The organism is Streptomyces sp. NPDC088124 (assembly GCF_040685895.1).
Classification (GTDB): domain Bacteria; phylum Actinomycetota; class Actinomycetes; order Streptomycetales; family Streptomycetaceae; genus Streptomyces.
In genome coordinates this window covers 42,430-68,235 of record NZ_JBFBJB010000027.1, presented here as the reverse complement: position 1 = coordinate 68,235, position 25,806 = coordinate 42,430, and the positions used below count along the sequence as shown (strand labels likewise).

General features: G+C 71.1%; 21 protein-coding genes. 14 read left to right on the top strand and 7 right to left on the bottom strand.

From position 1 onward, the window contains the following. Window positions 1–436 precede the first annotated feature (436 nt). Entirely contained in the window at window positions 437–1,198 is a 762-nt protein-coding gene (locus AB0P17_RS22950; RefSeq protein WP_365813726.1) for a phosphoglyceromutase, read from the bottom strand. Window positions 1,199–1,417: 219 nt separating this feature from the next. Between AB0P17_RS22950 and AB0P17_RS22945 the strand changes: the two genes are divergently transcribed. Continuing rightward, a complete protein-coding gene (locus AB0P17_RS22945) occupies window positions 1,418–2,803 on the top strand; it encodes an MFS transporter (protein ID WP_365813724.1) in 1,386 nt (461 codons plus the stop codon). A 29-nt stretch (window positions 2,804–2,832) separates the two neighbouring features. On the opposite strand, the gene AB0P17_RS22940 is transcribed toward AB0P17_RS22945, so the two are convergent. From AB0P17_RS22940 to mshA, 3 genes are all read right to left on the bottom strand, one after another. Next, entirely contained in the window at window positions 2,833–4,530 is a 1,698-nt protein-coding gene (locus AB0P17_RS22940) for a N,N-dimethylformamidase beta subunit family domain-containing protein (protein WP_365813723.1), read from the bottom strand. A 166-nt stretch (window positions 4,531–4,696) separates the two neighbouring features. Beyond that, on the bottom strand, window positions 4,697–5,200 hold the full coding sequence (locus AB0P17_RS22935; RefSeq protein WP_365813721.1) for a YbjN domain-containing protein: 504 nt from the start codon (window positions 5,198–5,200) through the stop codon (window positions 4,697–4,699). 19 nt (window positions 5,201–5,219) lie between these two features. Further along, complete coding sequence (gene mshA / locus AB0P17_RS22930; RefSeq protein ID WP_365813789.1) at window positions 5,220–6,578, bottom strand: D-inositol-3-phosphate glycosyltransferase; 1,359 nt, start codon at window positions 6,576–6,578, stop codon at window positions 5,220–5,222. A 334-nt stretch (window positions 6,579–6,912) separates the two neighbouring features. On the opposite strand from mshA, the gene AB0P17_RS22925 reads away from it, so the two are divergent. The 3 genes from AB0P17_RS22925 to AB0P17_RS22915 all read left to right on the top strand — a co-directional run bounded on the left by AB0P17_RS22925 (window position 6,913) and on the right by AB0P17_RS22915 (window position 10,703). Beyond that, complete coding sequence (locus AB0P17_RS22925; protein WP_365813788.1) at window positions 6,913–7,668, top strand: class I SAM-dependent methyltransferase; 756 nt, start codon at window positions 6,913–6,915, stop codon at window positions 7,666–7,668. A 185-nt stretch (window positions 7,669–7,853) separates the two neighbouring features. Further along, complete coding sequence (locus AB0P17_RS22920; RefSeq protein WP_365813719.1) at window positions 7,854–9,101, top strand: NlpC/P60 family protein; 1,248 nt, start codon at window positions 7,854–7,856, stop codon at window positions 9,099–9,101. A 300-nt stretch (window positions 9,102–9,401) separates the two neighbouring features. Further along, a complete protein-coding gene (locus tag AB0P17_RS22915; RefSeq protein WP_365813717.1) occupies window positions 9,402–10,703 on the top strand; it encodes a fused response regulator/phosphatase in 1,302 nt (433 codons plus the stop codon). A gap of 81 nt (window positions 10,704–10,784) precedes the next feature. Here the strand turns inward: AB0P17_RS22915 and AB0P17_RS22910 are convergent, their stop codons facing one another. The 3 genes from AB0P17_RS22910 to AB0P17_RS22900 form a co-directional block, all read right to left on the bottom strand. Further along, window positions 10,785–11,123, bottom strand: a complete 339-nt coding sequence (locus AB0P17_RS22910) for a DUF2516 family protein (protein WP_365813787.1) — start codon at window positions 11,121–11,123, stop codon at window positions 10,785–10,787. Window positions 11,124–11,323: 200 nt separating this feature from the next. Then, window positions 11,324–11,929, bottom strand: coding sequence for a hypothetical protein (locus tag AB0P17_RS22905; RefSeq protein ID WP_365813715.1), 606 nt, complete (start codon window positions 11,927–11,929; stop codon window positions 11,324–11,326). 18 nt (window positions 11,930–11,947) lie between these two features. Beyond that, window positions 11,948–12,424, bottom strand: coding sequence for a helix-turn-helix transcriptional regulator (locus AB0P17_RS22900; RefSeq protein WP_365813713.1), 477 nt, complete (start codon window positions 12,422–12,424; stop codon window positions 11,948–11,950). A 294-nt stretch (window positions 12,425–12,718) separates the two neighbouring features. Between AB0P17_RS22900 and AB0P17_RS22895 the strand changes: the two genes are divergently transcribed. The 10 genes from AB0P17_RS22895 to AB0P17_RS22850 all read left to right on the top strand — a co-directional run bounded on the left by AB0P17_RS22895 (window position 12,719) and on the right by AB0P17_RS22850 (window position 25,603). Then, window positions 12,719–13,486: a TnsA-like heteromeric transposase endonuclease subunit gene (locus tag AB0P17_RS22895; protein WP_365813711.1), complete on the top strand. Its 768-nt coding sequence runs from the start codon at window positions 12,719–12,721 to the stop codon at window positions 13,484–13,486. Continuing rightward, on the top strand, window positions 13,452–15,539 hold the full coding sequence (locus AB0P17_RS22890) for a transposase (protein WP_365813708.1): 2,088 nt from the start codon (window positions 13,452–13,454) through the stop codon (window positions 15,537–15,539). The genes AB0P17_RS22895 and AB0P17_RS22890 overlap by 35 nt, the downstream gene beginning before the upstream one ends. Next, window positions 15,530–16,579: an ATP-binding protein gene (locus AB0P17_RS22885; protein ID WP_365813706.1), complete on the top strand. Its 1,050-nt coding sequence runs from the start codon at window positions 15,530–15,532 to the stop codon at window positions 16,577–16,579. Before AB0P17_RS22890 ends, AB0P17_RS22885 begins: the two co-directional genes overlap by 10 nt. 32 nt (window positions 16,580–16,611) lie before the next feature. Further along, on the top strand, window positions 16,612–17,487 hold the full coding sequence (locus AB0P17_RS22880; protein ID WP_365813704.1) for a hypothetical protein: 876 nt from the start codon (window positions 16,612–16,614) through the stop codon (window positions 17,485–17,487). Window positions 17,488–17,597: 110 nt separating this feature from the next. Further along, window positions 17,598–18,494, top strand: a complete 897-nt coding sequence (locus tag AB0P17_RS22875; RefSeq protein WP_365813702.1) for an aminoglycoside phosphotransferase family protein — start codon at window positions 17,598–17,600, stop codon at window positions 18,492–18,494. A gap of 297 nt (window positions 18,495–18,791) precedes the next feature. Then, window positions 18,792–19,259 carry a GntR family transcriptional regulator gene (locus tag AB0P17_RS22870; RefSeq protein ID WP_365813700.1) on the top strand — a complete coding sequence of 156 codons (468 nt, stop codon included), beginning with the start codon at window positions 18,792–18,794 and terminating at the stop codon, window positions 19,257–19,259. A gap of 4 nt (window positions 19,260–19,263) precedes the next feature. Next, window positions 19,264–20,202, top strand: coding sequence for an ABC transporter ATP-binding protein (locus tag AB0P17_RS22865; protein WP_365813786.1), 939 nt, complete (start codon window positions 19,264–19,266; stop codon window positions 20,200–20,202). Further along, on the top strand, window positions 20,199–21,278 hold the full coding sequence (locus tag AB0P17_RS22860; protein ID WP_365813698.1) for an ABC transporter permease subunit: 1,080 nt from the start codon (window positions 20,199–20,201) through the stop codon (window positions 21,276–21,278). The genes AB0P17_RS22865 and AB0P17_RS22860 overlap by 4 nt, the downstream gene beginning before the upstream one ends. A 112-nt stretch (window positions 21,279–21,390) precedes the next feature. Next, entirely contained in the window at window positions 21,391–24,753 is a 3,363-nt protein-coding gene (locus AB0P17_RS22855; protein WP_365813696.1) for a S8 family serine peptidase, read from the top strand. A 637-nt stretch (window positions 24,754–25,390) separates the two neighbouring features. After that, complete coding sequence (locus AB0P17_RS22850) at window positions 25,391–25,603, top strand: hypothetical protein (protein WP_365813695.1); 213 nt, start codon at window positions 25,391–25,393, stop codon at window positions 25,601–25,603. Window positions 25,604–25,806 lie beyond the last annotated feature (203 nt).

The following is a 25,806-nucleotide window of genomic DNA, read 5'->3' as shown; positions in this document are numbered from 1 at the left end:
GTGAGGCGGGGGAGCGCGGAAGGGGCGCGTACCGCCGCGCTTGCGCGGGTGCGCCGCGCATGCGCCGTTGTTGTCCCCGCTCCGACAGGCATGCAATGGGCGCAGGCGACACCCCTGCACGCCTTGAGGAGGATCCCATGGCCGATTCCCCTACGACCGCTCCCCGGCAGGAGGCCCCGGCGGCTCCTGTCCCCGTCGTACGTCTGCCCGTTCTCGGCGCGTGCGGCTGCGGCTCCGGCTGCGGCTGCGGCTGCCAGTCGGGCGGCTCGTGCCAGTGCGGCGGAAACTGCGGCTGACGACGGCCGGCCGGTGACGGCCGACGCACACCGTGCCGACGCACACCGTTACGTATGCGAAGGGCCCCGTCCGGTCGAACGTGTGAGCACGTTCCCCCGGGCGGGGCCCTCCGGTTTCGCCGCGGCTGTCTCCGCCGCCGCTACTTCTTCTTGCCCTGGTTCTTGACGGCCTCGATGGCGGCGGCCGCCGCGTCCGCGTCCAGGTAGGTGCCGCCCGGGGTGACCGGGTGGAAGTCGGCGTCCAGCTCGTAGACGAGCGGGATGCCGGTCGGGATGTTCAGGCCCGCGATGTCGGCGTCCGAGATCCCGTCGAGGTGCTTGACGAGCGCGCGCAGGCTGTTGCCGTGGGCGGCGATCAGGACCGTACGGCCGGCGAGCAGGTCCGGGACGATCGCGTCGTACCAGTACGGGAGCATCCGCTCCACGACGTCCTTGAGGCACTCCGTGCGCGGGCGCAGCTCGCTGGGGATCGTCGCGTAGCGGGGGTCGTCGCTCTGCGAGAACTCCGTGCCGTCCTCCAGCGCGGGCGGCGGGGTGTCGTACGAACGGCGCCAGAGCATGAACTGCTCCTCGCCGAACTCGGCGAGCGTCTGCGCCTTGTCCTTGCCCTGGAGCGCCCCGTAGTGGCGCTCGTTCAGGCGCCAGGAGCGCTGGACGGGGATCCAGTGGCGGTCCGCGGACTCCAGCGCGAGCTGCGCGGTGCGGATGGCGCGCTTCTGGAGGGAGGTGTGCAGCACGTCGGGCAGCAGGCCGGCGTCCTTGAGCAGTTCGCCGCCGCGGACGGCTTCCTTCTCGCCCTTGTCGGTGAGGTTGACGTCCACCCAGCCGGTGAACAGGTTCTTCGCGTTCCATTCGCTCTCGCCGTGGCGGAGGAGGATCAGCTTGTACGGTGCGTCGGCCATGGGCCAAAGCCTAATGGACCCGTTCCGCGCGCTTCGGGGGATGTCTCGTACCGCGGCTCCGACGCCCGCCGACGATTGACGGAGGGCGTCAATCGAGTGGCGCGGCAGCGGGCCGCTTACGTACGTTTCCCCTGGTCGTCACGGTGCCGGGGCGCACGGCACCGGCACCTCGCCTCGTATCCCGTATCGCTTCGTATCGCTGTCCCGGGGGGAATCCGTATGTCCGTCTCCACGTCGGTCACCGCATCGGTCGCCGCCCGCGTCGCCGGGCTGCGGCGCGCGGTGCGGGAGAGCGTCTCGGGGCTGCCCCGGGAGTTCTGGTGGCTGTGGACGAGCACCCTGGTCAACCGTCTCGGGGCGTTCGTCGCCACCTTCATGGCGCTCTATCTGACGCTGGACCGGGGCTACTCCGCCTCGTACGCGGGCCTGGTGGCCTCGCTCCACGGGCTCGGCGGGGTGGTCGCCTCGCTCGGCGCCGGGGTGCTGACCGACCGGCTCGGGCGGCGCCCCACGATGCTGGTCGCGCAGGTGTCGACGGCGGTGTCGGTCGCGCTGCTCGGTTTCATGCGGGACCCGGTGGCGATCGCGGCGGTGGCGTTCCTGGTCGGGATGGCGTCGAGCGCGTCACGGCCCGCCGTGCAGGCGATGATCGCGGACATCGTCCGGCCCGAGGACCGGCTGAGGGCGTTCTCCCTGAACTACTGGGCGATCAACCTGGGCTTCGCGGTCTCGGCGGCGGGCGCCGGGTTCGTCGCGCAGTACAGCTATCTCGCCGGCTTCCTGGGGGAGGCCGCGCTCACGCTGGCCTGCGCGGTCGTGGTCTTCCTGAAGCTGCCGGAGTCCCGGCCGGAGCCCCGGTCCGGGCGTACGGAGCAGGCGGCCACGGCGCCCGTCCCGTCGGCGGTGGGGATGGGGACTGTCCTGCGGGACGGCCGTTTCATGAGCGTCGTCGGGCTGTCGTTCCTGGTGGCGCTGATCTTCCAGCAGGGGTACGTGGGGCTGCCGGTGGCGATGGGCGCGGACGGGTTCGACAGCGCCGACTACGGCATGGCCATCGCGGTGAACGGCGCGCTGATCGTGGTTCTGCAGATCCCGGTCACCCGCTTCATCCAGCACCGCGACCCGCGCCGGCTCCTGATCGTCTCGTCGGTCGTGGCGGGATACGGCTTCGGGCTGACGGCGTTCGCCGGGTCGATCGCGGTGTACGCGGTGACGGTCTGCGTCTGGACCCTGGCCGAGATCGTCAACGCGCCGACGCAGACGGGACTGGTCGCGCGGCTCTCCCCGCTCCACGGGCGGGGCCGTTACCAGGGGATGTACACGATGTCCTGGTCGGCGGCGGCGCTGATCGCCCCGCTCGTGTCGGGCTTCGTGATCGACCGGTTCGGCGCGGACTGGCTGTGGGGCGCGTGCGCGGTGCTGGGGACGGCGGCGGGGCTGGGGTACTGGCTGCTGGTACGGGGGCTGTCGGAGGAGGAGCCGTCGCCGGAGCCCTCGCCGGAGCCGTCGCCGGAGCCCGCGCCGAAGCCCGCGCCCGAGCCGGAGACAGTGGCGGCGGAGCAGGCGGGGCCGGGGCCCGAGGCGCCGGTACGGCAGACCGCGTAGCCCCTGTGGCTCCGGCGGCGGGCGGCGGTTCAGCCAGACGCGGCGGTGGCCCGGTCACCCGGCGCGCCCGCGGCTCGTCCGTACACCGTCCGTACGTTGTCCCTCGGCGCCGGTCTGTGGTGGGCCGCCGGACCCTGGGCGAAGGCGCGGAGCACGTTCTCGGTCGTGCGGGTGACGAAGGCGCCGGTGCGCCTGTCCAGGCCGTGGTTGCGGCCGTTGTCGCGGGTGCCCGCCATCAGTGCCTCGACCCAGCGCATCGTTCCCGACGCGAAGACCCCCGCGCCGCTCGGCGCCGTGTAGTACGCGGAGTCGGCGTGGCTCCTGCGGCCCTTGCAGGTCAGCGGGGAGTGGGCGACGATCTCCAGCGGCGAGGGGGTGGGCGCCTCCGGGGTGACCCGGTCGTACTCCACCCCGACCAGATGGGCGAAGGAGTCCCCGGGCCGTACCCCCGTCCCCTCGAAGACCCAGTGGTCCGCGCTGTGCACGACGTACGGGGCGTCCACGGGGAAGCCCTCGTAGAGAACGCCCGTCAGGGTGGACTCGGGGTCGGCGGCCGGGGGTTGGCGGAAGTCGGTGGTGACCATGGTGCGGTGCTGGACCAGGTACGGGTCGTTGGCGTAGTCGGTCTTGTAGCAGACGACCGTGCGGGCGTTGCCGGGGTTCTTTCCGTCCGCCCCCATCGCGTCGTCCGGTTCCCTGTGTCTCTGTGGTCCCGCCGGGCCCTTCGGGCCCTCCAGCCGGATCCGGCGGTAGCAGGTGTTCGCGCCGAGGAAGACCAGATTGGTCCCGGCGTCACGCGCCTCGGTGAAGTGCCGCCGCTGCTCCGGGGTCCAGTACTCGTCGTGGCCGAGCGAGACCAGCGCCGCCGCGCCCCGCAGGACGGCCGGGTCCGCGTGGATGTCCGGGCCCGTCGTGTACGCGAGCGGGAGGCCGAGGCGTTCGGCGAGGACGACCGCCGCGCGCTCGTAGACGAGGAACTTCTCGGCGCCGTTCCTGTCGTACGGCCGGTCGAAGCTGACCGCCAGCGAGCGGGTCCCGTACCTGCCGTTCGGGCCTTCGTAGAGGCTCCGGCCGCCCCACAGGTTGTACGCCTGCCAGGTCGCGGGGGCGTGGGCCAGTACGGTCCGGCCCGCGCCGGCCAACGAGCGGACGATCAGCGGGACGTACCGCTGGTGGCCGTTCTCCGCGTCCAGCCGGAGCAGGTACGCGCCTTCGGGCCAGCCGGCCGCGCGGACGGTGAGCGTACGGTCCCAGTCGGCGCGCACGGTCTGGGTGGCGCGCACCAGGCGCGCGTCGCGCGGGCCGCGCTGGGCCCGGCCCGGTATCCGCTCCGAGCGCCAGACCAGCCGGGCCTGGGCGCCGCCGTACCAGCCGACGCGGTACGCCGAGACGCGGAAGCCGGGCGCGGTCGTCGAGACATGCAGGCCGAACTCCTCCTCCGGCAGGACGCTCACCCGGTCGGTGTAGCCGAGGACCGCGTCGGGCGGGCCCTGGGAACGGATGCGCCAGTCGGGACTGCCGGGGCGGGAGCGTTCGGCGGCATCGGCGGGGTGGGGAGTGCCGGTGCCGGTTCGCGCCGGCTCCTCGGCCGTGCCCGTATCCGTATCGGTGGTGACGGTGTCGCAGGCCGCCACCACGCCCACCGCGAGACCGGCGGCTCCGGCGGCGGCCACCCCGAGGAAGCGCCGGCGGTCGAGCCGGCCCCTCCGCTCCGATATGTCTCCCATGGCCGCATCGTCACCCGGGCCCGGAGACCCCGCACCTCCGGTACGGCCGTACGCGGCGGCACGTACGGCGGCGGTACGGCCGGCGGCGGTACGGCCGGCGGCGGTACGGCCGGCGGCGGTACGGCCGGCCGTGCGTGCCGACGGGCCTCGGGCGACGCGCGTACGGCTACGCGGGCCGGGTCAGATGCGCGAACGCGTCCAGGTTCCGCGTGGACTCGCCGCGCGAGGTGCGCCACGCGTACTCCTTGCGGATCGCGCTCGCGAACCCCAGCTCCAGCAGGGTGTTGAAGGAGCCGTCCGCCGCCTCCAGCACCGAGCCGAGCAGCCGGTCGATCTCGTCCTCGGTGACCGCCGCCAGCGGGAACTTGCCCGCGAGGTAGATGTCGCCGAGGGCGTCGACCGCGTAACTCACCCCGTACAGCTTGAGGTTGCGCTCCAGCAGCCAGCGCAGGACGCCCTCCTCGTTCTCGTCCGGGTGGCGGATCACGAACGCGGTGACGGAGAGCGCGTGCCGGCCGACGCGGAGCGCGCAGGTCGTGGAGAGCTTGCGGGTGCCGGGGAGGGAGACGACGTACGAGCCGGGCCCGGTGCTCTCCCACTCCAGCTCGGCGCCGTTCAGCGCCTGTTCGACGATCCGCCCGGCCCGCTGTACGACATCGACCTCAGCCATGAGCCGAGCCTACGACAGGTCAGCCGCGCTGCTGGGGGTGGCCGTGGCGCCGGTGGTCCTGGACCGCCGCCGTGTACACGTCCGCCGTCGCCGCCGCCGCGGTGTCCCAGCCGAAGGACTGGGCGTGGCGCGCGGCCGCCGCGCCCATCCGGTCGACCAGCTCCGGGGCGTCGAGGAAACGCCGCAGGGCCGTCGCGTACGCCGCCGGTTCGTGGCCCGGGACCAGAAAGCCGGTCTCTCCGTCCCGGACCGCCACCGGGAGGCCGCCCACGGCCGCGGCCACCACGGGGGTGCCCGCCGCCTGGGCCTCTATGGCGACCAGACCGAAGGATTCGCTGTGCGAGGGCATGACCAGCACCGAGGCCGCCCGGAACCAGTCCGCCAGCAGCGTCTGGCCGACCGGCGGCCGGAACCGTACGACATCGGCGATGCCCAGCCGCGCCGCGAGTTTCTGGAGTCCTTCCGGCTTGGCCAGGCCACTGCCGCTCGGGCCGCCGACGATCGGCACGACCAGCTTGCGGCGGAGCGAGGGGTCCCGCTCCAGGAGAACGGCCACGGCGCGCAGCAGCACGTCGGGGGCCTTCAGCGGCTGGATACGGCCGGCGAAGAGGGGGACGAACGCGTCCTGGGGCAGCCCCAGGCGCCGGCGGGCGGCGGCGCGTCCGTCCGCCGGACAGAAACACTCCAGATTCACCCCGGGGTGGACGATCGCGGCCTTGTCCGGCTCCGCCTCGTAGAAGCGGACCAGGTCGTCGGCCTCCTCCGCGGTGTTGGCGATCAGCCGGTCGGCGGCGCGCACGATCTGGGTCTCGCCGATGACCCGGGCCGGGGGCTCGGGCCGGTCGCCCTCCGCCAGGGCGGCGTTCTTCACCTTCGCCATCGTGTGCATGGCGTGGACCAGCGGGACGCCCCACCGCTCGGAGGCCAGCCAGCCGACGTGTCCGGAGAGCCAGTAGTGGGAGTGGACCAGGTCGTAATAACCGGGGCGCTGACCCGCCCAGGCCTGCATCACGCCGTGCGTGAAGGCACAGAGCTGCGCGGGCAGCTCCTCCTTGGCCAGTCCCTCGTACGGGCCGGCGTCCACGTGGCGGACGAGCACCCCGGGCGCGAGCTCCACCGACGGCTCCAGGCCGCCGGTCGTGGCCCGGGTGAAGATCTCCACCTCGATGTCGATCGCGGCGAGGCGCTTCGCCAGCTCGACGATGTAGACGTTCATTCCGCCCGCGTCGCCCGTCCCGGGCTGGTGCAGCGGCGAGGTGTGGACGCTGAGCATGGCTATCCGGCGCGGCCCGCGGTGTGGTCCCGGGAGACGCCGCAGCCGGGGCTGCCTGGCCTGGCCTGCGAAAGTGTTGGCGATTCGGGACACGTACTGGCTCACGTCCAGGGTCCTCTCGCAGGCGAACATGCCGGAAGACATGCGGTGGAACATGACGAAGAGAGGGTGTGGGGAACCCTCCGAAGGCCGTCAACAGTGGAACGCACCCCCTTCATTTCCGTTTTGCCAAATCATTACCGACAACGGATCAACCCGCGCGCCGGTGCCCGGTCTGGATACGCTCACCCGTATGGCGCAGCACCTGTCCCCTTCGTCCCCTTCAGCGGGCAGCCGCCCGGGCCCCGCGCGGCCGACAGGCCCGGCGAGGTCGACGGGCTCGGCGCGGCCGGTGGGGGCCGTGACCCGTGGCACCACCCACCAGAACCGGCTGCGCCGCATGGACCGCTGGATCACCGCCGTCCACGGCCCGGCGCTGCGCCGTTCCGCCGATCCGGTGGTGGTGGACCTGGGATACGGCGCCGCCCCCTGGACCGCCGTCGAGCTGCTGCGGCGGCTGCGTACGGCGGATCCGCGCGCCGAGGTCGTCGGCATCGAGATCGAGCCGGCGCGGGTCGCCGCGGCGCTCCCGTACGAGAGGGACGGGCTCCGCTTCCGGCACGGCGGCTTCGAGGTCCCGCTCCCCGGCGGCCGGCGGCCGGTGCTGATCCGGGCGGCGAACGTCCTGCGCCAGTACGACGAGACCGAGGTCGCCGCGGTGTGGGACCGGCTGTGCGCGCGCCTCGCGCCGGGCGGGCTGCTGGTGGAGGGGACGTGCGACGAGATCGGGCGGCGCCATGTATGGGTGGCGCTGGGTCCGGAGGGGCCGCGGACGGTCACGTTCGCGACCCGGCTCGGTTCGCTCGGCCGTCCCTCCGATCTCGCGGAGCGGCTGCCGAAGGCGCTGATCCACCGCAATGTGCCGGGCGAGCCGGTCCACGCCTTCCTGCGCGATTTCGACCGGGCGTGGGCCGCGGCGGCCCCGTACGCCTCGCTCGGCGCCCGGCAGCGCTGGATCAGGGCCGTACGGGACCTGTCGGCCGACTGGCCGCTGACGGACGACGCGCGCCGCTGGCGGCAGGGCGAGCTGACGGTGGAGTGGGCGGCGCTCGCACCGGGCTCCGGCTCCGGCGGCGGCGCCGGCCGCGGCCGGTGAGCCGCGAGGGGGTCCGGAACACGACAGGGACTGGGGGAACGTCTGTGCGTGTCCGTTCGTCTCACCTGCGGGGAGTGGGACCTCTGTCGTTTTGACGGCGGACATGGCACGATCTCGCTGTGACGAGACGTTACTGACGGTAAATCAGATATGTGTGCTGTGCGGTTGGTCTGGAGGGGGAGCTTGTGAACCGACGGCGACATGGCCGTATCTCTGCCGCGATCACCCTGGTCTGCGCGTTCGCCGTGCTGTCCGCACCGGGAGCCGGCCTGCTGAGCCAGGCGTACGCGGCCCCCGCGTCGCCCGCCGCCCCAGTCATCCCCAACGCCCCGACCGTTCCCAACGCCCCGACCGTTCCCGACACCCCGGCCGTTCCCGGCGCTCCCGGCCCCGGGCCGACCGCGTCGCCGTCCGCGTCGCCGTCCGCCGTCGCGCCGCCGCCGGTCGAACTGCCGCCGGGCGTCTCGCAGTCGGACATTGCCCCGTCGGGCAGTGCCGCGCCCTCCCTGGACGACGTGCGCAAGGAGATCGAGGCGCTGTACCGGAAGGCCGCCTCCGCCACCGACGCGTACAACCTCGCCGACGAACGCGCCAAGAAGCAGTCGGCGGAAGTGGTCGGGCTGACGGAGGACATCGTCAAGGGGCAGGTACGGCTCGACGCCCTCAAGAAGCAGGCCGGCGCCGCCGCGCGGGCGCAGTACCGGGGCGGCGGGCTGCCGCCGGAGGCGGAGCTGATGCTCACCGGCGACCCACAGCTCTTCCTGGACGGCGTGGGGCGGGCCCGGCAGGGCCAGAAGGCCACGCGGGACCTCATCGCCGAACTGTCCAGGACACAGGAGGACTTGAAGACCTACACCGCGGACGCGGGGACGCGGTGGCAGGAGCTGGAGGCCAACCGCGCCAAGAAGGAGAAGGCGAAGAAGGAGATCACGAAGCAGATCGCCGCCGCCGAGAAGCTGGAGTCGGGCCTGGCGGAGAAGGACCGCGCCCGGCTGGCACAGCTGGAGAAGGACGCGGCGGCCACGGCCCAGTCGGCATGGCTCGGCTCCGGCGCGCTCCAGGAGATCAACCGGACCGCCAGCCCGCAGGGCAGGAAGGCGATCGAGTTCGCGACCGCGCAGATCGGCAAGCCGTACGTCTGGGGCGCGGAGGGCCCGGGCTCGTACGACTGCTCGGGGCTGACCATGAAGGCGTGGGCGGCGGGCGGACGGCCCATCCCGCGCACCTCGCAGGAGCAGTGGCGGCTGCTGCCGCGCGTCGACGTCAAGGACATGCGGCCCGGCGACCTGATCATCTACTTCCAGGACGCGAGCCACGTGGGGATGTACACGGGCGACGGCAAGATCGTGCACTCGCCCCGGCCCGGGCGGCAGGTGACGGTCACGGGCGCGGGGTCGATGCGCATACTCGGGGTCGTCCGCCCGGACAAATAGGGCCACCGCGGCCCCGGCCACCCGATCGGTACGCCCACACCCGACGCCCATGAGGCGTATGTGGCTTGTGTGACGTGTTCCATGTTTATCCGGAATGACACGCGCATACGTACGTGATGTTTGTCATGGGCCCCTGGAGCCGAATAGCGCCGGATGCGTTACGGGAAGCGGCATATGACGGTGTGGCCCGGTCCGTACGCCATTCCGCTGGGGCGGCGGCTAACGCTATGGTCCCCGTCTGGTGAAGCGTCGATCGTCGCTCCACCGCGCCCTCAGGGGGAGGGAAGGAAACCCAGACCGATGTCCGTACCCGCACCTGTACCCGTACCGCGGCAGCGCACAGGTTCTTCAGCCGCCGGCACGGGCACCACGACCACCGCCACCGCCGCGGCCGGCCCGAGCGCCGCCGCGGGGCCCGCCACCGAGTCCGTCGCCGGCCGCACCCTCACGCTGCTGGTGATCGAGGACGACCCGGCGGGCACCCTCGCCACCCCGGAACTGCCGGAGGGCGCGGGTACGCGTGTCCGGATCCGCAGCGCCCGCAACCTCACCGAGGCCGAGCGGCTGCTCACGGACGACATCGACTGCATCCTGGTGGATCTCGCGCTCCCCGGCGCGGCCGACGGCGACGGACTGGGCCCCCTGAAACACGTCCTGCGGCTCGCCCCGCGCCACGCGGTGCTCGCGCTGGCGGCGGAGGGCGACGGGGAGCGGGCGGCGGCCGCCGTGCGGGTCGGCGCGCAGGACTACCTCTTCCGCGACGAGCTGGACGGGCGGCTGCTGAGCCGCGCCATCCGGTACGCCGTCGAGCGCAAGCGCGCGGACATCGCCCAGCGCCAGCTCACCGAGTCCCGGCTGCGCGCCCAGGAGAACGCCCGGCTGGAGCGCGGTCTGCTGCCCACCCCCCTGCTCCAGGGGTCGGAGCTGCGCTTCTCGGCCCGCTACCGCCCCGGCCGCTCCCGCGCGCTGCTGGGCGGGGACTTCTACGACACCGTCCGTACGCCGGACGGCACGGTCCACGCGATGATCGGCGACGTCTGCGGACACGGCCCCGACGAGGCGGCGCTCGGCGTGGAGCTGCGCATCGCGTGGCGGGCGCTGACGCTGGCGGGGCTCTGCGGCGACCGGCTGCTCTCGACGCTCCAGCAGGTCCTGGAGCATGAGCGGGAGAGCGAGGAGATCTTCGCGACGCTCTGCACGGTCGACATCTCGCCGGACGGGCGGCGCGCCGGGATGTGCCTGGCCGGCCACCCGTCGCCGCTGGTCACCCGCAAGGGCCGGGCGGCGCGGCTCCTTCCGTACGAGGAGGGAGGCCCGGCGCTGGGCCTGCTGCCCCGCGCCCGCTGGCCCCGGCGGCAGGTGGAGCTGGGCGGGACCTGGAACCTGATGATGTACACGGACGGGCTGATAGAGGGCCGGGCGGGCCCGGGGCTCAAGCAGCGGCTCGGCGAGGAGGGCATGGTCGAGATGATCAACGCCCAGCTCGACGCGGGGCTGCGCGACGACGACCTGCTGGCCGCGGCCGTCGCGCGGGTGCGGGAGCTGAACGGCGGCGAGCTGACCGACGACGTGGCGGTACTGCTGCTGGGCCGCGGCGCCTGAGCCCCGCGCCGTACCGCGCGCTCCCTTCCCCGGCCGCCGCGCTCGGCCGAGGCGCCGGCCTTCGCGCTCGGCCGTCGCGGATCAGCGCCCGCCGTTGTACGGACCGTAAGGGCCGTCGCTGCTGGAACCGCCGCGCCGTCCGCCGCCACCGCCGGAGATCTGCTGGGTGGCAGGGCGTACGTCGACCATGAAGACGATCGTGGCGACGAGCCCGGCGATCTGCAGGAACAGCATCGGCACGAAGAGGTTCACGGCGACCGTGACACCGAGAATGATCAGCCAGAACTTCTTGGTCTGCTTGTCCGCCGCCCGGTAGGCGTCCTCACGGGTCGTCGCGGAGAAGAACAGCGCGACGACCGCGAGGACGAGCATGGCCATATTGAGCAGCCACAGAACAGAACCGAATGCCGAGAGCAACATGCTGAGCACCGCCTAACAGTGGGTGGGACGCCTTGCGGTCCGCGCGCCGATCCGTAACGTCGAAGGTACCCGGACAACGAGCCGGACACCCCTGAGGTGCCCGGCCCGACCGCTCGCGCGCCCCCGGCCGGTCCCGCACCCCCGGCCGGTGTCCCGTACCCCCGGGCCCCTTCTCCTGCCTGCCTGCCGCCCCGGCCGCCCTACTCGGCGGAGGGGGGCGTGGCCTTCTTCGCGGCGGGCTTGCGCGGCGCGGACTTCTTGGCGACGGGCTTGGCCTTGGCGTCGGCCTTGGCCTCCGGCTTGGTCTCCGTCCTGGCCTCGGCCCCGGCGGCGGGCACGGCCTTGGCCACGGGCTCCGGCTCGACGACGACGGCGATCTCGGTGATCTCGTCCGCCGCGTCGCCGCGCCAGGCCCGTACGCTCTGCTCGCCGCGCTCGGCGACCTTCTCGTACGTCTCACGCGCCTTGACCGCGTACTCCGCGGCCACGCCCACGCCCCGCAGCGCCAGGTCCTGGGCCGTCTCGCCCAGCTTCCGCAGATCGGTGTCGAGCGAACCGATCACCTCGGTGACCTTGGCCTGCACGGTCGCCTGGGCCTCCTTGGCCTGACCGGCGACCTTCTCCTGGACGGCCTTGGGGTCCGAGTTCCGCACGGCCTCGATCCGCCCCGGCGCCTCGGCCCTGATCTGCTCGATCAGACCGGGCACCTTCTTGGCCTGCTCCACGGCGAGATCGGCGGTGCCGGCCGCGAAGTAGAGGGGCTTCGGGTCGCTGAAGGTCTTACGCAGGTCATCAGTGATGGCCATGACTTGGGTCCTCCCGGATCAATCAGTGTGAGGGTGGGTGACACCACTGCCGCCGTCCGCACGGGCGGCCCGCTCCGAGGTCCGTTGCGAATCCGACTCCGAGGCCGGATCCGCGGCCGGTTCCGAATCCGACTCCGGCGCCTCCGTGTCGAGGGCGTTCTCCTTGCGGAACGAGTCGTAGATCTGGAGCAGCACCTGCTTCTGCCGCTCGTTGATCGAGGGATCGGCGAGGATGACGGCACGCGTCTCCAACTCCTCGCGCTCCCGCTCGTCCAGCATCCCGGCCTGGACGTACAGCGTCTCCGCGGAGATCCGCAGCGCCTTGGCGAGCTGCTGCAGGATGTCCGCGCTCGGCTTGCGCAGCCCGCGCTCGATCTGACTCAAATACGGATTCGACACCCCGGCGGCATCGGCGAGCTGCCGCAACGAGAGCTGCGCGTTGCGACGCTGCTCGCGCAGGTACTCACCGAGATTGCCGACGTTGAGTGATGCCATGACCCCATGGTGCGTCGCCTCGCTAACTTTTGCAAGCAGACGCTTGCAAAAGTGTGCGCACCCGGTCGGCGCCCTCGACCGGCCAGCGTCCCGACATATGTCCGCTCCCAGTTGTCCTGTCTCTGCGATGTCCGGGCAGTCTCGGAGATCTCCGGGCATCTGAGCTGGCGTCTCAGTCATCTCCGGGCATTTAGTGGGGTGTCTCGGTCTTCTCCGGGTACGCCGCTGCGGCTGTGCCTACGGTCGTCGTGGCTGGTCGGCGTAGTACCGGAGGCCCGGATGGATGCGTGTGAGGTGTCAGCGGAGGACGTCGAGCTGGAGTACGTCAGCGCGGGCGGGGTCCGTGAGCGCGGGCCGCTGGGGTGTCTGTGGTCGGTCCGGTTCGAGTCGGTACGGCCCGAGCGCCGGTTTCCGGCTTTCCGGGGGCAGGGCAACTGGTGCGGCTGGTACTGGTCGGCGACGTGTGGCGGGCATGTGGGCTACGAGTCGTGGCTGGAGCGCGATCGCCTGATGCTGCTCGACTTCGACCCGCTGGTGACAGGCATGTCCTCACAGCCGTTCCGGCTGTCCTGGGCGGAGCCGGGAGGGAAGCGGGTGCGGCACACGCCGGACTTCTTCGTCCGCCGGGCCGACGGCACGGCCCTGGTGGTGGACGTGCGCCCTGATGAGCGGATCGAGCCGCAGGACGCGGTGAAGTTCGCGGTGACCGCGGCGGCTTGCCGGTCGGTGGGCTGGGACTTCGCCCGGGTGGGGACGCCGAATGCGGTGCTGATGGCGAACGTGCGGTGGCTGGCCGGCCACCGGCATCCGCGGGTACACCACCCTGACGTCGCAGATCGCCTCGTGGAGGTATTCGCTGACGGCGCCGGTCTACTGGACGGGGCTCGGAGGGTGGGTGATCAGATCGCGGTGCTGCCGGTGCTGTTCCACCTGCTCTGGCGCCGGATTCTGACCACGGACTTGGAGAGCGGCCTGCTGTCGGCGGACACGCAGGTCCGGCACGGTGAAGTGCGGGAGGGAGGCGGGGATGCCGTCGCGTCCGCGGCTGCTGCGTGCGGGTGACTTGGTCCGCTTCGGCGGACGGCTTCATACGGTCGCCGCGTTGGAGGGGACTGCGGTCCGGCTGGTCGACGAGGGCCAGTCAGCGAGCGTGGTGATGCTGGCCCATCTGCTGTCCTCCAACGGCTTCGAAGTGGTCACACCGGCCTCGGTGCGGACGGTCGTCCCACCGGCTGGAGCCCTGGAAGGACTCCCAGCCAGGGCGGTTGAGCGGGCCGAGTGGTGGCAGCGGCACCTGGTGGAGATGCTCACCGGGAGGCCCCTGGAAGATCCACACGGCCCGGTGAAGCCCGAGTACGAACCGGCAGTCTGGTCCCTGCGTCAGCGGGAACTGGCGAAGGCCGCCGAGTTGGCGGCGGCGGGGACGGCGGTGTCGCTGACTGTCCTACAGGACATGCGGGCCCGGTTCGAGCGGGAGGGAATACTCGGGCTGGTCGACCCGCGGCTGCGGACCGTCTCGGACGGCACGGGCCGCACCGACCGGCGGGTAGTCGAGGCTCTTCGGAAGATCGTGGACGAGCAGACCGACCGGTCCACGGTCTCCGCGCAGGTGCTGCGGCGCCGAATGGAACGCCTCCTGGAGGCCGAACACGGCCCTGGAGTGGTGCCACTGCCGTCGCGGGCGACGTTCTACCGGCTGCTGAATGCGGTCAGCTTCGGGCGGCACACGTTGGGCTCGGCCCGCACCCGCCGCTCGCTGGCCAAACAGCCGGACGGCATGTTCGGCCAGCTCACCGCGGCCCGGCCGGGCGAGGTGATGGAGATCGACTCGACTCCGCTGGACGTGCTGGTCGTTCACGACGACGGCACGGTGGACAGCGTCGAACTGACCGGCATCGTCGACATCGCGACCCGCACGCTGGCCGCAGCGGTGCTGCGGCCGTCGACGAAGGCGGTGGACGCAGCACTGCTGCTGGCCCGGGCGATGACGCCGGAGCCGATGCGCCCAGGCTGGGCGGACGCCCTGCGAATGTCCCGCTCGGTGCTGCCGCACACCTCGCTCATGGCGCTGGACGAACGGCTGGCCCAGGCTGCAGCCGTCCCCGTGATCACGCCGGAGACGATCGTCTGCGACCGAGGCAAGGCCTTTATCTCTGACACGTTCCGCTCGGCCTGCCAATCGCTGGGCATCTCCTTCCAGCCCGCCCACCCCGATACCCCGACGGACAAGCCGCACATCGAGAAGACGCTGGGCTCGGTGGCCACGATGTTCGTCCAGCACGTTGCTGGCCACAAGGGACGCAGCACCGAACACCGCGGCGCCCATCCAGCCGCGGAGGCGGTCTGGACGATCCACCAGCTCCAGGAGTTGTTGCAGGAGTGGATCGTCCACTGGCAGAACCGGCCGCACGACGGGCTGCGGGATCCGCTGATGCCCGGGAAGGCGTTGAGTCCGAACGAGAAGTACGCCGCGTTGGTCGCGGCGGCCGGGCACGTCCCGGTCGCGCTCAGCCCAGATGAGTACATCGAGCTGTTGCCCCGGCACTGGCGGACCATCAACTCCTATGGGATCCGCATCAACCACCGCACCTACGACAGCACGGAGTTGAACCCCTTCCGTCGGCAGCCCTCCGGGATGGGCCCTGACGGTCGGAACTGGGAGGTCCACTACGACCCCTATGACATCTCCCGCGTCTGGGTACGCAACCACCGCCAAGGCAGCTGGATCACCGCTGTCTGGCGGCATCTTCGCACCGCACCGACGCCCATGGGCGAGCTGGCCTGGGACCATGCCCGCCGCATTCTGGCCCGGCGCGGCACCGATCCTGTCAGCGAGGAGGAGATTGCCCAGGCCGCCCTCGCGCTGCTGGATCGGGCCAGCGACGGACCACAAGAGTCCGCGGCCATGCCGGCGGAGCCAAAGCGGGGCAGTCGCAGGGATCGCAAGGTCGCCGCCCGCACCCGCACCACCAGTGCGCCCAACCGGCCCTGGACGCCGCCGGACCCACCCGAGTCCGGCAAGGACGACACCGGCGAAGGCGCAGACGACGAACTCGCCGACGTCATCCCGCTGGAGATCTTCGACGCCCGGAAGGAGGCCGAACGATGGTGGTGAAACCGCCCGAGCCGGACGAAGGGGACCCCGCCGGGGAACCACGCACCGACCCGTCCACCACGCTCGCCGGGTGGCGGCACTTCGTGGACGCCGATCCCGCCACGTTCGACCTGCTGCCCGACGACCGCTGGCAGGCGCTGGACGGGGCGCAGAGGGACGCCTACGACGAGGCTCGCATCGCCTACCACTCCGAACTCCAGGTCGTGCGAACCTCCACGGTCAAGGAGATCGCCCACCAGGGCCGACTGCTGACCCTGCTCAACCAACGCGAACACGGGGCTCGTCGCGGACTGATCGTCTCCGGCGAGTGGACCACCGGCAAGACAACCGCCCTCAAGCAGCTCGCTCGCCTCCATGAGCTGCGCGTCCGACAACGCTATCCGGGCAGCGGCCGCATCCCGGTTGTCTACATCACCGCTCCTCCCCGTGGGTCACCCCGCAAGCTGGCGATGGAGTTCGCCCGGTTCCTCGGCCTGCCGGTCATCACGCCTCGGCACAACACCACCGACGTCACCAGCGCGGTCTGCCAAGTACTGATCGAGGCCCGGACGGACCTGGTGCTGGTCGACGAAATCCATCTGATGAATCACGCAACGATCGCGGGTGAGGAGCTGTCGGACCATCTCAAGTACTTCACCGAGCACCTGCCCGCCACGTTCGTATATGCCGGGATCAACGTCGAACACTCCGGGCTGTTCGCCGGAATCCGCGGCAGTCAGCTCGCCGGCCGCTGCGTGCTCATCCGCACCGGCCCCTTCCCGCTCAACGCCGAATGGCGGTCGCTGGTGGCCAGCCTGGAGGGCACCTTACGGCTGCAGCAGCACGAACCCGGGACACTTGTGCGGCTGTCGAAGTATCTCCACCAGCGCACCGGCGGCATGATCGGAAGCCTCTCCCACCTGATCCGCGCCGCAGCCGTCACCGCCATCCTGGACGGCAGCGAGCGCATCACCCGCTCCGCCCTGACCACGATCCGCATCGACCACAGCAGCGAATCCACTCAGTCCGGCAAGCCCACCCCTCGGAAATCCGCTGGATGACCACTCCCTTCCGGCCTGTGATCTTCCGGCCGTTGCCCCGTCCACTCCCCCCGTTCCCGAACGAGACCCTGCAGTCGTACTGCCAGCGGCTGGCCCACGCCAACCGCATTCCCGCAGAACGTCTCCACACCCCCTCACTCTGGCTGGCGCACGACGGCGACTCCGTCACCGCGCTTCTGCGGCGTCTGACGATCCTCACCGGCCTGTCCCGAGAGACGTTCTGGCACGCGCTGCCGGAACTGCGCTGGAGACACGAGCACGGCATGAGCCCTCTGGGCCGCTCCCTGCCGCCGGTCGTGTCCATGCGTCTCCGCCGGCGCTGGGCCTGCCGACGCTGCACAGCCACCCGAACGCCAGGCCAGCACGTCATGACCTGGATTCCCATCTACACCCACGTCTGCCTCCAGCACAGGCTCTGGATCGGCGAAGCCGTCGCTGTCACGCGCGAACAGGTCGACCTCGCGCAGATGCCGGGAACCCTCTGGGCTCAGCGTCGCCACCACCGCCTCGTCCGACGTCATGGAGAGAGAGTCACCGCTGAGTGCTTTCGGACCGGCGGCGCCCTTTGGAAACTGTTCGCGGCGCATCACTACACGCTCGTCCCGGACGCCCTCGGCCAGGGACTCGCCAAGCCCCGCGGCCCCTACCTGTCCTGGGGGCCACAGCTCTACGCGGCGGCCTATCCAGCGGCCGTCACGATGATGTCGCTGGTCGCCTCACCTGCCTGGCGATCCCTCCTCGCCGACAGCATGTTCCCCAGCAATGTCGACCGCTTCATGAAGGAGTTCACGCGACGGCTCCCGCCAAACCACCCCGCCTATGTCACCAACCTGCCCACCCTCCCCAGCAAGACCGGCGCCATGATCCGCCGCGTCACGCAGATCCTGCGCGAGACCAAGGCCGCCTGAATCGGAAATCGACTGAGCATGGGCGCCTCCAGCTCGGGAGATCCAGCCGGGGAGTTGGATCTCCCAAAGTGCAAGGTGGCCTCCGCCTACCTCAAGTACGGTGACTCGGCATGATCGAGTCCGAGATTGAGATCAGCGAGGATCTGGTCCGCGACCTGCTTCGAGAGCAGCATCCAGACCTGGCCGAGCTGCCCATCCGCGAAGTGGCGGGCGGCTGGGGCAACCAAATGTGGCGCCTCGGTGACGAGTTGGCCGTCCGGATGCAGCGGATGGACAGGAGCCCCGATCTGCAGCTCAAGGAGCGCCGGTGGCTGCCGACTCTGGCCGCGCGCCTGCCGCTGCCGATTCCTGTCCCCCTACGGGACGGTGCACCATCCGAGCGCTTCCCCAAGATCTGGACCGTCATGACATGGGTCGACGGCACGCCGCTGGACCACGGCTCGATCACTCGCGGCGACCACGCGGCCGAGACGCTGTCGGACTTCCTCAGGGCGCTGCACGTGGAAGCGCCCACCGACGCACCTACCGCATCGGACTTCGGTGCTCACCCCAAGGACTGCACGAACGGCTTCGAGCACTTCTTCCAGGACGTTGCCCCTGCCGACCTCGCCGACGAGATCCGTGAAGTCTGGGGTGAAGCGGTGGCGGCCCCGGGGTGGGAGGGCCCACCCGTGTGGGTGCACGGCGACCTGCATCCCGCGAACGTCGTCGTCGCGGACGGGACACTGGCGGGTGTCGTCGACTTCGGCGCGCTGGTCGCCGGCGACCCGGCGTGGGACCTCGCGGCCGCCTGGCTGCTACTCCCCGCGGGCGGCGCCGCACGGTTTTTCAACAGCTACGCACAGGCGGACGACGCAGCGGTGCGACGGGCGCGCGGACTGGCCGCGATGAGGAGCCTGTTCCTGATGGCGATGGGCCGAGCCGGGGATCGCGGTCTGCCTGGCGGCAAGCGGAACTGGGGGCCCGCAGGCCGGTCCGCACTTGATCGTGTCCTGAAGGGCCTTTGACGTCGGCATGGATCGACAAGTTACGGATGCTGCCACGGTAGGACAGCTACCCGGAGCAAACTGAGACGATCCCAGATCCGGACGTCTCAGAGTTCTCCGGGCACCCCAGGTCAGAGGGCCCCAGATGCCCGGACCTAGCTGAGACAGGACAAAGATCCACTGCCCGTCCCCGGTGACCGCACCACGAAACCACCGCCCGTCACCGGTCCGAACATCGCTCAACTCCCCTCGTCCCCGGTCGGCATTGACAACCGCCCTCCCACCCTTCCATCATCATTCCACTAATCAAGTAGTGGAATGATGGTGGTGATCGTGGAGTACCGCATCGACAGGCGGAGCGGGGTCCCCGCCTTCCAGCAGATCGTGCAGCAGACCAAGCAGGCCCTCCGGCTGGGCGTACTCGTGCCGGGTGACCGGCTGCCCACCGCCAAGGAGGTCGCCGCGACCAGCACGGTCAACCCGAACACCACCCTCAAGGCGTACCGCGAGCTGGAGCGCGAGGGCCTGGTCGAACCGCGACCGGGCCAGGGCACCTTCGTACGCCGCACGCTGGGCCGCCCCGAGACGGGCACCGACTCGCCGCTGTACGTGGAGCTGGTGGCGTGGATGTCGAAGGCGGCCGGGGCCGGTCTGGAGCAGGAGGACGTTGCCGCGCTGGTCGCGTCGGCGATGGAGAAGCAGTACGCCGCCGGGAACGTGACGGCAACGGGGTCCATGACAACGGGGTCCACGGGGGCCACGACAACCAGGAGCACAGGTGAGTGAAGGTATGTACGCGGGGGAACCGGCGATCGAGGCGTACGGGCTGGGGATGCGCTACCGGCGGGGCTGGGCGTTGCGGGACTGCTCCTTCCGGCTCCCGGCGGGACGGATCTGCGGCCTGGTGGGGCCCAACGGGGCGGGCAAGACCACGCTGCTGAGCATCGCGGCCCATATCCTGCAGCCGACGAACGGCTCGATCAGCCTGTTCGGTGAGGCTCCGGGCTCGGTGGAGTCCGGTCGGCGCACAGCGTTCCTCGCCCAGGAGAAGCCCCTGTTCCGCCGCTTCACCGTGGCGGAGACCCTGCGTCTGGGCCGGGAGCTGAACCCCGGCTGGGACCAGCGTGCCGCCGAGGACATCATCCGCGCGGGCAACGTGCCCTTCGACGCGAAGATCAGCACCCTCTCCGGAGGCCAGCGCACCCGCGTCGCCATCGCCCTCGCCTTCGGAAAGCGCCCCGACCTGCTGATGCTCGACGAGCCGATGTCGGACCTCGACCCGGTCGTGCGCCACGAGATCATGGGCACCCTCCTCGCCGAGGCCGCCGAGCGCGGAACCACCGTGCTGATGTCCACCCACGTCCTGGCCGAACTGGAGAACGTGTGCGACTACCTCGTCGTCGTCTCCGGCGGCGGAGTGCGCCTCGCCGGTGACGTGGACGAGCTGATGTCCGTGCACACCCTGGTCACGGGCGCGAAGGAGGGTGACGGCATGCCTCCCGCCCTCGCCCTCGGGCACCACACCCTCGTCGAGTCCCGGACCAGCGGACGGCAGTTCACCGCGCTCATCCGCCCCGAGGGCCCGGTCACCGGCCCCTGGGACATAAACGCCCCGAACATGGAGGAACTCCTGCTCGCCTATCTCCGCTCACCCGACGCACCACCGCTGATCACCCCCACCGCACAGGTCCACGGCCAGGGGTTCGGCACCGGGGCGGTGGCGGCATGAGCACCTTCACCCGCAGCTCGACCAGCACCTCGACCGGCTCCACGAGCGACGGCAAGAACGGGACCATGAACGGGACCACCGACGGGACCTTGAACGCGACCACCACGGAGGCCAACCGGCGCCCCCGACTCAGCGGTATGACCTGGCTGGTCTGGCGCCAGCACCGGGCCGCGTTCTGGACGATCCTCGCCGCCACCGCGCTCTCCGTGGCCTGGATCGTCTACCAGCGCGGCCAGCTGGTCGACTTCCTCGACGGCTACGGCTATCCCGGCAAGAGCCTCGACGAGGCAGGCGGCAAGTTCCAGCAGTACAACGACGCGTTCTCCTTCGTCTCCACGGGTCTCCAGGCGATACCCATCCTGCTCGGTGTCTTCCTCGGCGCCCCGCTCATCGCGGGCGACCTGGAGAACGGCACCGCCAAGCTGGTCGCCGCCCAGTCCATGAGTCGGACCCGCTGGCTCGCCACGAAGCTGGCGCTGGCCGGACTGGTGGTCGTGGTGAGCACGGGCGTGTTGTCGGCGGTGTTCGGCTGGTGGTGGAACCCCGTCAAGTCCGAGGACACGGTCATGGACTGGACCTCGGGCGCCGCGTTCAACACGACGGGCCCGGTGCCTGTCGCCCTCACCCTCTTCTCCGTCTTCGGCGGGGTGGCGATCGGTGTGGTGCTGCGGCGCACGCTGACGGCCATGGTGGTCACCTTCGGTTTCACCGTCGTCCTCCAGCTCGTCTGGGGCTACCTCCTGCTGTCGTTCGGCAACGTCGTCACGGTCACGACGAACAAGGGTGTCACGGGCGAGAACGTGTCCCCGTCGCTCCCCCGCAGCGCCTACGAAATCGACCAGTCGTATCTCACCGGCAGCGGGGATCTGGTGGGATGGGGCACCTGTTCGGGGTCGCAGACCGACGCGGCACGGCAGGTGTGCCTGGACAAGGCCGATGTCGTGGGCTGGTCGGTGGATTACCTCCCGATGTCGCAGATGAACGCCATGCAGTGGTTCGGGGCGTCGATTCTGTTCGCCCTGACCGCCGGTGTCGTGGCGTTCCTCTTCTTCTGGGGTCGTAAGCGGCTCGTCTGAGTCCGTACGCCCCGCGCCCCTTTGCGAAGGGGCGCCTCTTTCCCCTCTGTTTCTTTGTCCCGTCCGCCGGGCTGCTCTGCCATGCCCGAAGGTCCGGAGAGAAAGGCATGCCTTGAATCACCGTAAGAGGCGAGCGAGTGAGGCATCCGCTCTCGCCGTGCTCGTCGCCGCCGCCCTTACCGCGGCCCTGCTCGGTGCCCCGGAATCCGGGGCCGCACAGTCCGCCGGCGGTACGGCAGGTACGGCCGGCGCCCTCGGCAAGGCCAGGACAGTCACCCTCGTCACCGGCGATCGGGTCACCCTGGACGCCACCGGACAGGTCACCGGTGTGCGGCCCGGCAAGGGGCGGGAAGGTACGGCCTTCCGAATAGCGCGGGACGCCGACCGCACCTACGTCGTGCCGCGTGATGCCGAGCGGCTCCTCGCGAACGGCACCGCCGACCGGCGGCTGTTCGACGTGACGCAGCTGGTCAAGTGGGGTTACGACGACGCGGCCCGCCCCGACCTCCCGCTGATCGTGACGTACGCCAAGGGCCGCACCCTCGCGCCGAGCGCGCTGTCCGCCGCCGGAGCCCGGGTCAGCCGGGACCTGTCCAGCGTCAACGGGGACGCGCTGAAGGCCCGTAAGTCCGAGGGCGCCGAGCTGTGGGAGGCGCTCACCGGGAGCGGGGGGACGGCGCGGGAGAGGTCGGCCGCCGCCGACCGGGTCGAGAAGATCTGGCTCGACGGGAAGGTCGAGGCGGCCCTCGACCGGAGCACCGCCCAGATCGGCGCCCCCGAGGCCTGGGCGGCAGGGTACGACGGCACGGGCGTCAAGGTCGCCGTGCTGGACACCGGGGTCGACGGCACGCACCCGGATCTGAAGGGCCGTATCGACGCGGCGAAGAACTTCTCCGAGGCGGCGGACACCGTCGACCGGGTGGGTCACGGCACGCATGTGGCGTCCACGGTCGCGGGGTCCGGCGCGCACTCCGGGGGGAAGTACAAGGGGGTCGCGCCGGGCGCCCGGCTGATCAGCGGCAAGGTGCTCGACGACGGCGGCTACGGCGAGGAGTCCGGCGTCATCGCCGGTGCGCAGTGGGCCGTCGCGCAGGGCGCCGAGGTGGTCAACCTGAGCCTGGGCGGCCCCGACAGCCCCGGTGACGACCCCCTCGAACAGGCGGTGGACGAGCTGTCCGCCTCCTCCGGCGCCCTCTTCGTGATCGCCGCCGGCAACGAGGGCCCCGCCGCCGGCACCGTCGGTTCGCCGGGCAGCGCCGCCGCCGCGCTCACCGTGGGCGCGGTGGACCGCACCGACGCGATGGCCGATTTCTCAAGCCGCGGCCCGACGGCGGACGGTTCTCTCAAGCCCGACCTCACCGCCCCCGGCGTCGACATCGTCGCCGCGAAGGCCGCCGAGGGCACGGAGGGCGACCCGGCCGCCGACGGCTACGTCTCGATGAGCGGTACGTCGATGGCGACCCCGCATGTCGCGGGCGCCGCCGCGATCCTCGCCCAGCGCCACCCCGACTGGGCCGGTGAGCGCATCAAGGCCGCGCTCACCGCATCCGCCAAGCCGACCGCCGGTGTCTCGGCGTTCGCGCAGGGCACGGGCCGTACGGACCTCACGCGAGCCCTCGACCAGCAGCTCACCACCAACCCGGCCACCCTCGGCTTCCCCGCCCAGCAGTGGCCGCACACCGACGACCGGCCGGCCACGAAGACGGTCACCTACCGCAACGACGGCGACCGCCCCCTCACCCTCGACCTGAGCACCGAGGCGTACGGCGAGGACGGAAAGCCCGCCGCCGAGGGCATGTTCGAGGTCTCGCCGAAGCAGCTCACGGTTCCGGCGGGCGCCACCGCGACCGCCCAGGTCACCGCCGACAGCGGCGCGGGCACGGCCGACGGCTCCTTCGGCGGCGCGCTCACCGCGACGGACGGCGCGGGTACGACCGTACGGACCGGCATCGGCGTACACCGCGAGGTCGAGTCGTACGACCTGACGGTCAAGCACCTCGACCTGCAGGGCAAGACCGCCACCCGTTCGCAGACCGGGGTGCAGGGCCTGGACAACGAGATCTGGCAGGACTACTCCGACGACACGGACGGCGAGTTCACCGTACGGCTACCCAAGGGGCGTTACAGCCTCGAAGGCCGGATCGACACGGGCGCGACCCCCGACGCCGACTCCGGGGAGCTGGCCCTCCTCCTCAACCCGAAGTTCTCGCTCACCCGTGACACCACCCTCGTCATGGACGCCCGCAAGGCCGAGCCGATCCGGATCACCGTGCCGGACAGCAGGGCCAAGCACACCGACGCCACCCTCAACTACGGGTTCGACATCGGCGGGAACCGGAGCACCTCCACATACGACATGGGCGACTTCGGCAGGCTGCGCGTCGGTCAGTTCGGGGCCCGGCTTCCGGCGGGCGAGGCGTTCGCGCAGTACAACGGCACCTGGACGCACGGCAGTACGCACTACCGGCCGACCTGGAACCGTACCGGCGACCTGTCGGGCTTCACCGCGAACCCGAAGCGCGGGCAGTTCGCCAAGGTCACGCTCGCCGCCGGTGCGCCCGCCAGGGGCAAGACGGCGACGCTCGTCGCCGCGCCGATGACTCCGGGCGGCTCGTCGTTCGACTTCCACCTCGACACGCGCTCGCTGCCGGGCGCTTTCACCGAGTACGTCCTGCCGGGCGTGCGGTGGCGGTACTCCGTCTCGCAGAACGGAGGCAAGGACGCGGACGGCGAACCGGTGTGGGAGGCCGGCCAGTGGATCGCGAAGCCCCGCTCATACAGCGCGGGCAGGCAGTACACCGAGCGCTTCAACACCGGCGTCTTCGGCCCGCACCTCACCGGCCCGCTGACGGACGGCGAGGACCGCCCCGGCGCGGTCCGCGTCGGCGACACCTTCCTCGCCTACCTCCCCCTCTTCTCCGACGGCGCCGGCCATATCGGAGACTCCCGGTACAGCAGGGCCAGGAGCACCCTGTACGCGGGCGGCACGCGGGTCTTCGCCGTGGACACGCCGCTGACCGGCGTCCCGTACGAACTCCCCGCTGCCAAGCGCTCGTTCCGTCTCACCACGGACGTCTCCCGCCCCACCACGCTGTCCTCGGTCAGCACCCGGGTCACCGCCGAGTGGACCTTCACCTCCGCGCACGTCACCGGTGTCGGGCAGCGGCTGCCGCTGTCGGTGGTCCGCTTCACGCCCCGGCTGTCCACGGAGAGCACGGCCAAGGCGGGTACCCGCTTCTCCGTCCCGTTCACGGTCGAGGGCGCGGCCACCGCGCGCACCGCCCGCAAGTTGGCCTTCTCCGTCTCGTACGACGACGGCCGGACCTGGCGCCCGGCGAAGGCGGTCGACGGCAAGCGCCTCGACCTGCGTCACCCGGCGAAGGCGGGCGCGGTCTCTCTGCGCGTGACGCTCACGGACGCGGCAGGCAACACCCTGAAGCAGACGATCCACCGGGCCTATCGGACCGTCAAGTAGGCCTCTGTACAGGTGTGTTGGTTGGACGCCCGGGTCGGCTTCGGCCGGCTCGGGCGCTCTTGCCGTGAACGGGACCCGCTGCCGTCGGAAAGTGAGAGGGGCCGGAGGGGAGGAGGGGAGCAGCTCGATCAACAGGGAGACGATCGGCACGAACGGCAACATCGAGGCGAGCTCGTCGCGCAGCGCCTTGGCCTCGGCCGGGATGTCCTCGGCCGACAGCGGCGGGATCACCAGCTTCCCCTGTCGTCCAAGCGGACCGCGCCCACGTCACCCGGAGAGGCGCTCGCCAGAGTCTCCTCCAGATCGGTGAGGGCCCTGGTGGAGCTGCATCCGGGCCCCCGACGGAAGAGACACGCCGATCGTCCCACCGCAAGCCCCCAACCGCCGCAAGGACGCCTACCTGGCCTACGTCGACGCAGCGCGGGCGTTCATACCCGTAACTGAGGAACTGTTCCGCGCCGAGGAACGCGACTACGTCGCCCATCAGACAGTGGCACCGATCTGGAGCCCGAGACGCTAGAGGAGACGATCACCTGGTCGGACACACTCTGGACGCCCTTCCCGGCCGAACCCAGTGCTGCCTCGCGCAAGAAGGCACCCGAGCGTCTGCACGCGTTGACCACCGCGTTCGATCGCATTGACCTGGAGGGTCCGCCGAAGGTCATCGCCCCCAGCGCACCGCCTGATCGCGGGCTCCGAACTCTTCGCCAAGGAAGCTGAGCAGGAAGCCGCCGAGGGCGGCAGCGCCACCGAAATGGATCTGCTGCGCGCCGAGGTCCACCACTACAGGATGCTCTGCGGCGAGTTCCGCAAGCAGGCCAAGAAGGCGCTGGATCTCTCAGGCAGCTGAGGCACATGCCCCAAGCCAGCATGCCCGGAGTCAGCCGAGACGAACACAAGCTGAACCGTCTCACTGATCTCCGGGCACCGCAGGTCACCGACTCGCGCTACCCGGACTTACCTGAGACAGGACACCAGTGCTTGTGCGGGTTACCCGGTGGATCCGCTCAGTAGAGTGATCTGGTCCCGGCCGCTGTGCGCAGTGAGGTCGGC